General features: G+C 62.9%; 9 protein-coding genes. 8 read left to right on the plus strand and 1 reads right to left on the minus strand.

Features of this window, described 5'->3' with window-relative positions; translation table 11 throughout:
- Positions 1 to 276: 276 nt before the first annotated feature.
- Entirely contained in the window at positions 277 to 1,215 is a 939-nt protein-coding gene (speB, locus tag VJZ71_01645; protein HKQ46753.1) for an agmatinase, read from the minus strand.
- A 149-nt stretch (positions 1,216 to 1,364) separates the two neighbouring features.
- On the opposite strand from speB, the gene VJZ71_01650 reads away from it, so the two are divergent.
- The 8 genes from VJZ71_01650 (at position 1,365) to VJZ71_01685 (ending at position 12,105) form a co-directional block, all read left to right on the plus strand.
- Positions 1,365 to 1,718: a 4Fe-4S binding protein gene (locus VJZ71_01650; protein ID HKQ46754.1), complete on the plus strand. Its 354-nt coding sequence runs from the start codon at positions 1,365 to 1,367 to the stop codon at positions 1,716 to 1,718.
- Between the two features lie 70 nt (positions 1,719 to 1,788).
- A complete protein-coding gene (locus VJZ71_01655) occupies positions 1,789 to 2,580 on the plus strand; it encodes a hypothetical protein (GenBank protein HKQ46755.1) in 792 nt (263 codons plus the stop codon).
- The gene (locus VJZ71_01660; GenBank protein HKQ46756.1) at positions 2,577 to 3,485 is read left to right on the plus strand and encodes a hypothetical protein; all 909 of its coding nucleotides are present in this window, start codon (positions 2,577 to 2,579) and stop codon (positions 3,483 to 3,485) included. Before VJZ71_01655 ends, VJZ71_01660 begins: the two co-directional genes overlap by 4 nt.
- 216 nt (positions 3,486 to 3,701) lie before the next feature.
- Positions 3,702 to 4,508, plus strand: a complete 807-nt coding sequence (locus VJZ71_01665; GenBank protein ID HKQ46757.1) for a hypothetical protein — start codon at positions 3,702 to 3,704, stop codon at positions 4,506 to 4,508.
- Positions 4,505 to 6,148 carry a hypothetical protein gene (locus VJZ71_01670; GenBank protein HKQ46758.1) on the plus strand — a complete coding sequence of 548 codons (1,644 nt, stop codon included), beginning with the start codon at positions 4,505 to 4,507 and terminating at the stop codon, positions 6,146 to 6,148. The genes VJZ71_01665 and VJZ71_01670 overlap by 4 nt, the downstream gene beginning before the upstream one ends.
- A 189-nt stretch (positions 6,149 to 6,337) precedes the next feature.
- On the plus strand, positions 6,338 to 8,083 hold the full coding sequence (locus tag VJZ71_01675) for a hypothetical protein (protein ID HKQ46759.1): 1,746 nt from the start codon (positions 6,338 to 6,340) through the stop codon (positions 8,081 to 8,083).
- Between the two features lie 765 nt (positions 8,084 to 8,848).
- A complete protein-coding gene (locus VJZ71_01680) occupies positions 8,849 to 9,088 on the plus strand; it encodes a hypothetical protein (GenBank protein HKQ46760.1) in 240 nt (79 codons plus the stop codon).
- 566 nt (positions 9,089 to 9,654) lie between these two features.
- On the plus strand, positions 9,655 to 12,105 hold the full coding sequence (locus tag VJZ71_01685) for an ATP-binding protein (GenBank protein ID HKQ46761.1): 2,451 nt from the start codon (positions 9,655 to 9,657) through the stop codon (positions 12,103 to 12,105).
- Positions 12,106 to 12,135 lie beyond the last annotated feature (30 nt).

A 12,135-nucleotide genomic window follows, 5' to 3' on the forward strand; every position in this document is an offset into this window, starting at 1 on the left:
TCATCCAGAATTAACCCGCGGCTTAAGGCGCCTCTCCTAGCATCCTTCGAGAAAAAATCGGTCCGTGCCATGCCTCGCTGCATGCGGTCCAACTACGAAAGGATGCCCGTCATGTGGAAACGCAAATTGGTGATGATCCTGATGGCCCTGACGTTGACCACTGTCACGATGGGGCTGGACGTCGATTGCGAAGTCGAAGAGGATGACTGCGACTTCTTCTGCTTCGACTAAAGGGAATCCCGTTTTCCGTTCTACAGGTGGCGGGGATGCTCCCTGCTACCGATTCGACTCGATGTGCGCAATGAGCTTGTAGGCAAGCTTTGCAGCGAGGAATTCCGTCTGCGCGCTGCCCGACAAGGGCAGCACCTCGACGATGTCCGCCGCGACGATCCGCCGATCCAGCGCCACCGCCTTCAGCAGGTCATTGACCTGATACCAGTCCATGCCGCCCGGTTCCGGCGTGCCCGTCCCCGGCGCGTAGGCCGGATCGAGCCCGTCGATGTCGATCGAGACATACACCTCGTCGGACAGGGCGGCGACCGCGCGCTCGATCCAGTCCACGTCTTCGTGCGTCTGCTGCGCGGAGATCGGCCGGATACCGCGCCGCTTCATGTATTGGTGCTCCTCCGCGCTGTAGTTGCGAATCCCGACGGGCACGACCGGCACGCGCAGGTCCCACACACGGCGCATGGCGGAGGCATGACTGTACGGCGTGCCTTCGTAGCTGTCGCGCAGGTCGGCGTGCGCGTCGATCTGCAGGACGCTGAGTTTCTTGTGCCGGCCCTTGACCGCGCGGACCAGGCCGCTGGTGATCGAATGCTCGCCGCCCAATCCCAGGAGGAATTTGCCGTCGCGGACCACCTTTCGGGCAGCCGCATAGACGGCCTCGTGCATCTCCCGCGGGCCCGCCATCTCCGGCGCGACGGGCTCCAACGTCGCAATCCCCGCGCCGGCAAAATCGCGCTCATAGGCCTCGTCGAACAACTCGACCTGCTGGCTGGCCGTAATGATCGCGCGGGGGCCGTTGCGCGTGCCCACCTGAAAGCTGACGGTCCCGTCGTAGGGGATCGGCAGGACCGCGTAGCGCGCCCGGCGGTAGTCGCTCTGGCGGGCCGGCAGGCCGAGAAAATTGTCGGGGATCGTCGCCACGTCAAGCACCTTACCATCGACCGCCGCAAATCCGGTCGGCGCCTCGATTTCAAGGCGTCCGGCCATGATCGTCGGGGGCCGGCGGCGAGGCAAGGGGCCGCCGAATCGGGAGGTTGACGCTGGGGGCGAACCTTTGTCAGATACACGCCTTGCGTGACCCGGACGGAGGGCACGGGACGGTCGCGGATGGGTACGGTCACTAGAGGAACCACACCATGACTCATGTTGTCACAGAGCGGTGCGTGAAGTGCCGGTATACGGACTGTGCGACGGTCTGCCCGGTTGAGTGTTTTTGGGAGACGACGGATCCGCCGATGCTGGTGATCGATCCGGACACGTGCATCGACTGCGGCCTGTGCATCCCCGAGTGCCCGGTGCATGCGATCTACACGGAAGATGAAGTGCCCGGGCCTTACAAGGAATGGACCGCGAAGAACAAGGAACTGTTCAGCAAGGGGACCAACATCACGGAGAAGAAGGACGCGCTGCCGGGGGCGCTCACGCTTGAGCAGATTCAACAAAAGGAGAAAGACCAGGGATGGGACATTCCCGAACCGGGGGGCACGTAGCGGAGGCCATGCCGTTGGAGTTTGGCACTAACCACGAGCCTTGCTGCGGGTCAGGATTCCCGGGGCGGTCATGCGAATGACGGGAATGAACCGGCGGGCTTCAATCGCCAGCATCGTACTTTTTTCATTTTGGGTCGGCGGTTGCGCGGAGAAAACCAGCGGGCCGGTCATTTTCTACCTCGACGGCGCCGGCTGGTATGGCAGCGCCGGTTCCGTCGAAGCGGGGCTGCGCAAGGCCGGGTACACCGGCGAGTTTCAGAGGTTTTCGTGGAGTTCATTTCTCGGTCCGGCCACTGATCATCTCCTCGCGGCGAACAGCAAACTGATCGCGCAGCGGCTGGCGGACCGCATCGAAAAAGCGCGTTCGGCCCATCCTGAGGCTCCCATCAATGTCATGGGACTGTCGGCGGGGTCCTCGCTCATCCTCCTGGCCTTGCAGCAGCTCAAGGAAGGCGTGCAGGTGGACAACGTCGTCTTGTTTTCACCGAGCGTGTCGTCCGAACACAACCTGACGAAGGCGATGCGGCACGTCAGGCGAAACCTGTACGCGACGACGAGCCCGCATGACGGGATCCTCGGCGCGCTGCCGGTAAACGCGGAGGGCAAGGGCGGGCCGCCGGCCGGGAGATCGGGTTTTCGTTTCCCGCGCGGCGCGAGTCGGGCTTCGACCGAGGCCTATCAGCGCGTGATCAACCTGCCCTGGCAGCCGTCTTATCTGGGCTATGGGTGGAGCGGCAGCCATGTGTCGGTCACGGATAGCGAATTCGTCGCGGGGGTCATCGCACCGCGAATACTGACGACCGAGCCCTATCCGCTCGATCGTTCGATTGCGGCGCGGTACGCGATGAGGACTCAAAGATGAAGAAGCGCGCGAAACCGTTTTCCGTTTTCGCCGCGCTGGCCCTCGTCCTGGTCTCGGAAGGTTGCGGCGGGACACGATTCTACCGAGCGGGCCGTGAGGCAGAAAAAAAAGGAGACTGGGCGACCGCCTACAAGGAATATTGCCGGGCGGCGGAGCGCTATCGTTCTAACGGGATCGTGGCCGACGGATTGGCGCGCGTGCGGCCGGCCGCGGCGGCTCAGGCGGAACGGGCGGGATTGGCGGCGATGGATGCAGGCCGCTTTGACGATGCCTGGCGATTGTTCATGCGCGCCCTGGACATCCAGCCCGATCACGCCAACGCCGCTCAGCTTATTCGACAAATAGAATGCGATCATCCCGGGCAGATCGCCCTGGCCAAGAACGAATGGCTCGCGCGCGGTCCCGCGGCCCTGTCCTCCCCGCCACAACAGGTACTCGCCATGGCACCCGCGTCTCCGCCTTCCCCTCGTGAGCGTGCCGCTCCATCGGCGACGCCGACGCGCGATACTATGCTTGCGGACAGCGCCCCATCGGCCGATGACGAACCGACGAAAACTGAAACAACCGCAGCGCCGGTCCGGCCACGACCCATTGACTCCGAACCCATTGCACCGGCGGAAACACAGGTTTTCCTCTCGGTCCACACCCTGAGCCTCAAAGACCGCCGCTATGCCCGCTTGGCGCTCGCCGCCGACGGTATCGGCGTCAGGCTGAAGGACACCGACGGCGACGGGGAGGTCGATCTGGACCTATTCGATGGCAGAAAGAGGATTCAAAAAGTCCGCGATTTGGAATTGGGTCGTTCCCAGACCTTTCGCGGTAAGTCCGGCACGCTCTACCGCCTGACGCTGATCAGCGTCACCCACAAGTCACACACCGTCCGGCTCGGCGTCAAGCGCGCCTAGCGCGGCCACGTTTCAATTCCTGAACCGATCATGCTTTACGACGCCACGCGTCCGCTGAGCCCGTCCACGCGATCCGTGCGGAGGACGAAATTTCCGGACCTTACCAGGAGTGGGCGGCCAAAAGCACGGTAGTGTTCAGCAAGGGCACGAATATCACCGAGAAAAAGGATGCGCGATCGGGGGCGCTGACGCTTGAACAGATTCTGCAAAGGGAGAATGACGAGGGCTGGGACCTCCCGAAACCGGTGGGGGAGCTGTCTCGTCGGTCTCGTGCTGATGATCAGCGGAGTCGGGGGCTGCGCGGAGAAAATTCGCGGCCCCGTCGTCTTCTATCTTGACGGCGCCGGCTGGTACGCCAGCGCCGGTTCCGTTGAATCGGGTCTGCGCAAGGCCGGATACAAAGGCTCCTTCCGAACTTTCTCATGGAGCGCCTTTCTCGGCCCGGCCCACGATCATCTCATTACCGCCAAGAGCGGACTCTTAGCCAGACAACTGGCCCGCAGGATCGAAAAGGCCCGGGCCGCGAACCCCGACGCCCCGATTCACGTGATGGGCCTTTCCGCGGGAACGTCCCTGATCCTCCGCGCCCTTGAGGAACTGGAAGACGGCGTCAAGGTCGACAACGTCGTATTGTTCTCATCCAGCGCCTCGTCCGAGCACAATCTGACCAGGGTGATGCGCCATGTACGACGCAATCTCTACGCCACCACCAGCCCTCACGACTCGATACTCAGCACGCTACCCGTCAACGCCGACGGCAAGGGCGGTCCCCCCGCCGGTCGCGTCGGTTTTCGATTTCCGCGCGGATCGACCCGTGAATCCATCTCCGCGTATCAACGCGTCGTCAATCTCCCGTGGCAGCCCACCTATCTGGGATTCGGGTGGAACGGGAGTCACACCTCGGTGACCGGCAGCGAATTTGTCGCCGCCGTCATCGCACCACGAGTGCTGACGTCGGAGCCCTATCCCCTCGATCGGTCCATTGCCGCCATCGATGCCGATGATTCCATGGAGTGCCCATGACGACATCTCGTGGACGATCAACGGTGGCGAGCGCTGTTCTTGTGGCGATCGCCCACATGGTTGGATGTGGAGGCGGCGAGTTCTACGAGCTCGGCCAGAAGGCGGAAAAAAAGGGGGACCTCGCATTCGCCTACAACCAATACGCCCGCGCGGCGGCGCAGGATCGATCCGGCGCTGTCCGCGAGAGCCTCGCACGAACTCGCGCGGCCGCGACCGCCCAGGCGGAACGGGCAGGATTGGATGCACTGGACGAAGACCGCTTCGACGACGCCTGGCGGGCCTTCATGCGTACGCTCGAAATCCAACCCGATCATCCGACCGCCGTGCAGCTCGTTCGACAACTGGAAAACGAACATCCCCGGGAGATTGCCGGCGTCAAGCGAGAATGGCTCACACGTGGGTCGGCAGCCTTGTCCGTCGCGGAAGTGCGGGTGCTCGCCATGGCGCCGCCCCCTTCGCTTACGCCGAGGGTATCGCTCGCCCTACCGCCGAACTCCCTCGACGATACGAATAGTCGGCCCACGAAACCCGCTCGGGAAACAACCTCTTCGCCGGCGATTGCCGTTCGGGAGGCGAGTTCTCCGTCCGTGAAACCCGCGCGGGAAACGACCGCACTCGCCGCATTGCCATTGCGAGAGGCCACTGTTCCGCCCCCGCTCATAGTTAACGAACCGGCCGCTACTCCGAAGATCCCCGTGCAGAAGGCCATCGCTCCGCCCGTTATAACCGCTCCGCCCGCAGAACCTGTGCGAGAAGCGAGCATGCCGCCCGCGACACCCGCGCGAGAAACGAGCGCTCAGCCCGCAACAACTATCCAGGAAGCAACCACTCCGTCCACCATGCCTGTGCGGAATGCGTCCGTTTCGCCCGTGAGTCCCGCACGGGAGACGACCGTCCTGGCCACCAAGCCATTGCGACCCGCCGTCGTTCCTCCCACGATAACTGACAAGGAACCAACTGCTTCCCCGACAGTTTCTGAGAAGAACGCCACCGCGTCGCCGCCGAAACCAGTCAGCGAGCCGATCGTCGCGGCTCCCGCGCCTCCACCGACCACCACGATGTCCAGGCCGCCTGACGGGCTTTGGCCGGCGCTGCGATTGGCCCGGCGATCATCGCCGCCGCGAGAAATGGCAATCCCATCGGTCAAGACTGTAAAATTCGTCGAAGATCCTCCTCGTCGGGTTGCGCCGGTGGTGAAAACGCCGCAGGTCACTGCGGTCGTATCCCGGCAGCCGGACGAGCCTTCGCCGCCGCCCAAACCGGTGAAGAATTCCTCGCCAAGACCCAAGCCCCTCAAAAAGCGCCGGCCTCCGCCTGTCCAGCCGATCGAAGCTGAAGCCCTCGAACCGATTGAGCCGCCCGGCTTCACGTCCATTCACACGTTGAGCCTCAACGACCGCCGTTATTCGCGCATGGCCCTGTCCGTGGACGGCATCGGCGTCCGGGTCAAGGACACGGAGAGCAGCGGAGTGGCCGATCTGGACCTCTTCGACGGCAAGAAGCGGATTCAAAAGATCCGCGACCTGGAGGTCGGTCGCTCGCAGACGTTTCGGGGCAAGTCGGGCGCGCTCTATCGCGTGACGCTGCTGGGCGTCCATCATAAGTCGCGGACGGTGCGGCTGGGCGTGAAGCGGGCGTAGCAGCGTCCCTGGCATCTCGCCCTTTTAGATTTCCTCTTTTCAAATTTCAGTTGGGCCTCATGCGCGCCTTGCGACCAAGGTCTTGGTTCATCGAACGAACCATGGGATAATGGAGTTGTAGTTCTTGAGAGAGGGCGCCTTCGCAATACTGGCAATACTGCCCGGCGTGGCGGCAGGCATGAGAATCTGATGATGACTCAAGCGCTCCTATCCGGATCATTGATCATCTTTGTCGGACTCGGCGGCTGCGATGTGCAGAAGCAGGAGCCAAGCGATCCGACGGTTGGCTATTGCTTTGAATACCATCCGGGCAGGGCGCGCGGCATTCAGATTACTCTCCGCGTCCCCGGTGAATCGGGGGACAGCAGTCGATTTGCTGTCGCTCCAAGCTGGGGAGGCGTCCAAAACTGCGAACGATTTATCCATGACGTCCGCGCCAGGGACGACCAGGGCAACCCCTGTCACATCAGCAGGAACGGTCCGCACGGCTGGAAGGTGGCCCATCGGCCGGGGGCGATTCTGGAATTTGCCTATAAGCTCAGGCCCGCGGAGATCGATCCGCTCGCTGATCGCAAGACCATCTATGAACCCGTTGTTCGCGATGATCTGCTGCACCTGATTGGCGAGACGGGCATGGTGTACCCGGAATGGCTTGAAGATCGCGGGCCGGTGAATATCGAACTCCAATGGGTCGGTTTCAAGGAACATGGCTGGAATACGGCCTCGTCGTTCGACGCCGGGAACGGACGGCTCCATTGCCCGCTGAAAAAGTTCCGCCGCGCCCTGTTTCTCGCGGGAAAGATCCGCGTTCATGATCGCAAGATCCGCGGCGGCCTGCTTCGTGTCGCGATCCAGGGAGACGACTGGCGGTTTGAAGACCGCGAGATGGTCGACGTGATCGAGCGGATCATCACGACCGAGCGGGAGTTCATGCAGGATTTTTCCGATCCGTATTACCTGGTCACGATCGTGGCCTCCGGTCCGCGGGCGTCGCCGAGTTCCTATTCGATGAGCGGGACGTGTCTGACCAATTGTTTTGCCATGTTTCTTTCGCCGGGAATCGCGGTCGATCCCCCATCGCCGCACCGCCAGGAGTTTCTTCGCCTCCTGGCCCACGAGTACTTTCATAACTGGAACGGCGGCAAGATCGGGACGGACGAGGCGGAGGAACTGGTCTATTGGTTCACCGAAGGTTTCACGGATTTCTATGCCTCGCGCGTACTGCGGCGGGCCGGATTGATCGATGATGCGCAATTCATCGAGCGCCTCAACGAGACTCTCCGCAGTTTGTGGCTGAGTCCGGTGGCGACCGCGCCGGGGCAAACGATTCGCGGCGAGTTCTGGTCGCGAGAGGAGGTCCAGAAGCTCCCGTATCAGCGCGGCGAGATTGTTGCGGTGCTTCTTGACGAAGAGATTCGGCGCGCTTCGGGAAACCGCCGGACGCTCGATGATTTTATGCGCGAGCTTTTTTCCCCGTCGACGAGGGCCGAGCCGATGCAGACCGATCGGTTGATCTCCAGGATGGCCGAGTGGACGAGCCCGCAGTTCGCCCAGTCGCTTCGCCAGACCGTTGTGGACGGCGCCCTTCCGGACCCTCCGCGGCAACTGAGCGAGCCGACGGCAGACAAATCGGAAGTCGAGCATTATCCGTATGAGCCGGGATTCGACATTGATGCCTCGATCGATTCCAAAGTCGTCACCGGTGTTCAGCCGGGGACTGCGGCCCATTCCGCCGGTCTTCGCGATGGCCAGCCGATCCTGGCTTGGAGTATTTACCAGGGTGATCCCGATCGTCAATTCGAAATGACGGTCCACGAACAGCGCCAGCCTCGCCCGATCCGGTTCTACCCGCGCGGAAAAGCCATTAAGGTGCCGAGGTACACCCAGCGAATGAAATCGCGAATCGTGGAGAATCCGTACTTCAAGGGAGGGTAGGCGACTCGCCAGAGGCCCCCCAAGGAGGCCCAAAGTGCCGCAAACGAGTGGAGCGGCGGCGGCGAACGGGAAGGAATCGCCTCTGCGACTAAACTCCGGGGCCGAGGGCACGGGGATAGGGATCAAACTTTGAGACGGAAAATAGTGGAAAAAAATGGAACGATCGTGAGGCAGGACGAAGAAGGGAGTGGGGAACAGAGAAAGGCAGGACGACGGGGTGGACGGTGTGCAGAGAAAAAAACAATGTGGCTGAATTAGCCTGACGAAGTTGAACTTCATGTCTTCTCGCTTCATGGGCGCGAACTTTCTCCGGACGGCGGCAGTTGCATTCCATCGCTCGGCAATGCTTCGATACCTAACCAATACCTAATATAGAATGGATTTGGGGAAAGACAAGTCGGGGCGGGCGGAATTTTTTCTGGCGGCATGACGACGTCTCGGCGTGGGGCCCCCGGCCCGATTTTTGGTTGCCTGTCCCTAATTACCTGCCCAATACTCGTGCTCAGTGCTCCCTCTGGGGGTTCTAAAAAATAATTAATTTGTGCGCGGCGGGAGGCGTGTCGGCGGGTTCGGTCGCTCGCGAGCGTAGGGCAATCCCCATCGGGTCAGAGGGTTATAAAAGCCCCCGGTGGTTGTCCGGAATCAGGGAGCGCGGCGGGGGGTCATTAATGGATGTACTTCTGGCTCCTTTACCGCTTTTGCCGCATTAATTCCACTAGAATTTTCGGTAAGTGGTTTTTCACAAATTCGCCCGGGGAGCCTGAGATGAAGTGCCCATCCTGCAAAAGTCCAAGCAGCCCTGTCACCATCCCCTGGCCCATGACCGTGGCGGGCGGCGGGTTCGTCGTCCAATGCAGTAGTTGTCAGGCGATCCTGGGATTCCTGCCCAACCTGGCTTCGCTGGAGACTCGTCTTCGCGCGATCGAGCAGCGCATGCCGGCGGACCTGGTTCCTTCTCCCCTCACGAGCAGCGCGGTCAGCGGCAAAGAGCGGGAAGCGAATTAGTAGTCCGTCTCAATTGTCCGCTCGGGTGGCCCGGTCTCGCAGCAGCGAGGCGTGATGCGCATCCAACACGGCCTGCCCGCTTCGCGGTCAGACCGTGCCACCCGGAACCGTACCTTCAATTGATGAAGCGTCCGCGCGGCGATCGGTCGACGGCGCGGGCGGATACGGTTTTGTCTGTTTTTGGATACCGGAAATTCCTTATCCCGCGCGCTGGGAATGGCGCTGGCATCGGATGCGCAAGCTTTTCATTGACCGGGGGTTCTTCGAATTTATTCCTGTAAACGCTGTGCACTGCGCGGTAAAATGATGCGAACTCGCCAGCGGGTTTGATTTCTTGTCACCGTCTGCGCTGAAGCAGTCGGAGGGAGGGGCCCTCCACCACTATCGGCGCATCAGCAGGGAGGAAAGGGCGCGGTGTTTTTCGCCGCGCGGCGGAGTTCATCGCGGTGCGAGCCGCGCATATCGAACGGGAAGCAGGGCTGATTGATGACAATTCTCGAACCCCACAGCGCAGCGGGGGGGGGGGGGGTAAAACTCTGCGCGCTCAAGGACAACCTGTAGTGGTTTTGCCACGACGGTCTTCCGCGATCATAGTGATCGCGGGCGGGTATGCCTTGCTGGGCGGCGCGATCTCGTTCAGCGGCTGGGCGCTCGACATCCCGCGGCTCACTGATTGGGGCAACGATGGGATTTCGATCCAGCCCAATACGTGCGTCCTGCTGATGCTGGCGGGGGCGGCGGTGGTCTTCTATAGCCAGGGCCGACGACGGATCGTGCAGGCTCTGGGGGCGCTGGTCGCCATCGGCGGGGGCCTCACCCTTCTGCAATATTTCATCGGCGTCGACCTGGGGTTCAATCATCAACTGCTGTTCGGGCGGACGTGGGGCCAGTACACGACACTGACTCCGGGGCGGATGGGGCCGCCAGCCTCCAGTTGCTTTACGCTCATCGGCCTGGCACTTGTCTTCGCCGGCCTCGGCGGACGGCTCCGGCTGATCGCTTCGGGCTGCGGCGTGGCGGTGCTGGCGATCGCGATGCTGTCTCTGATCGGGTATCTCTATGGCGCGGACCGGCTCTACACTCTCCCGTACCTGACGGCGATCGCACTGCAGACCGCATGCATGCTCGCGAGCGTGGGCGTTGCGCTGATCGCGTCGATCCCCGAGCGGGGTCTTGCGGCCGTGCTCGCGCGGCGGGACGCGGGTGGCGTTCTGGCGCGCCGATTGCTCCCAGCCGTCGTCCTGCTCCCCATTGCCCTCGGCTGCGTGCGTCTGGCGGGGCAGACCGCGGGGCTGTACGACACGGCGTTTGGCCTGGCGGCCATGGTTCTGGCGATGATCGGCTGTTTCTTTGGCCTGTTGATTTGGACGTCCGGCGCGCTGAGCCGGACCGACGCGCTGCGCCGCGATCAGGAGGCGACGCTACGGGAGAGTGAAGAGCGCTTCCGGTCGCTGGCCTCGATTATCACCGACGTGCCGTGGGTGACCGACGCGTCGGGGGCGTTCATCGACCGGCAACCGGCGTGGGAAGCGTATTCCGGGCAGTCGTTTGAGGAATACATGGGTTTCGGCTGGGCGGCGGCGCTTCATAAGGAGGATCGGCCGCGCGTGTGGGAAACATGGCGGCGGGCCTGCGAGACCCGCACGCTTTATGAGTCGCATGGCCGGTTGTGGCACGCGGCGTCGGGGGAATATCGATATTTCACGGTCAAGGCGCTTCCGCTATTGGATGAACAGGGGGCGGTTCGTGAGTGGGTGGGAAGCTGCACCGATGTTCACGAGCGCAAGTGCATGGAGATGGAGCGGGAACGGCTGCTCGACAGCGAGCGGGCGGCGCGGACGGAGGTGGAGCGGATGGCGCGGGCCAAGGATGATTTCCTGGCGACGGTCTCGCACGAGCTGCGCTCACCGCTGAATGTAATCTCCGGGTGGGCGCAGTTGCTGCAACAGGGAGACCGCGCAGAGACGACGCTGGCGGAGGCGAGCCGGGCGATTGTGGCGGCGGTGCGGACGCAGGCGCGGATCATCGATGATCTGTTGGACATGAACCGGATCGCGGCGGGCAAGCTGCGGCTGGAGATTGCCGAGGTCGACCTGGCGTCGGTGGCGGCGGCGGCGCTGGACTGCGTTCGCGAGAATGCTCAGGCGAAGAATATTCGCCTGGAATCGAAGGGGTGCGCGGAGGCGGGGCCGATGCGGGGAGACGGCGTGCGGCTCCAGCAGCTTATCACGAACCTTCTTTCCAATGCCGTGAAGTTCACGCCGGAGGGCGGCCAGGTGGAGTTGGCGATGGAGCGGGTCGAGTCGGACGTGGTGATCCGCGTGAGCGACACGGGGCCGGGGATCAAGCGGGAGTTTCTGCCGCGGGTTTTTGATACCTTCGTACAGGCGGACAGTTCGGTGGCCCGGCGGCATGGCGGGCTGGGGTTGGGGCTGGCGATCGTCAAGAGCATCACGGAACTGCATGGCGGCTGCGTATCAGTGGAAAGCGCCGGCGAGGGCAAGGGGGCGACGTTCAAGGTTCGATTGCCTGCATGCGGCGTCGAGGCCCCCACACCGGACGAGCGCCTCTTGCCCGCCATGCGGGATTTGGACCTGACCGGAGTGCGCGTGCTGGTGGCGGACGATGATCCGACGGCCGCGGAACTTCTGCGTCGCTTCCTCGGGACGCCGGGCGCAGACATCAAGCTGGTCGGCTCGGGGGCGGAGGTGCTCGCCGAGGCGCGGCGTTTTGCGCCGGATATCCTGCTCTGCGACATCAGCATGCCGGACATGGATGGATACGAGCTGATCCGGCGGCTGCGCGGAGCGGGGAGCCTGGTCCCGGCCGTCGCGGTGACGGCGTTCGCCCGACCGGAGGATAAGGCTCGCGCTTTGGAGGCGGGTTATGATCTGCACCTTTCCAAGCCGGTGAGCGCGCAGGAACTGATGGCCGTCGTGGATGCGGCACTGCTCAAGGGCCGCAATGCGCCGCACGTCGTACTCGCGGCGAGGGGCGGCTGCCCTACCCAAACGTGAACCGCGCTTGAAACCTGTTCGTACTTCGAT

The sequence above is a fragment of the Phycisphaerae bacterium genome (assembly GCA_035275405.1).
GTDB lineage: Bacteria > Planctomycetota > Phycisphaerae > UBA1845 > UTPLA1 > DATEMU01.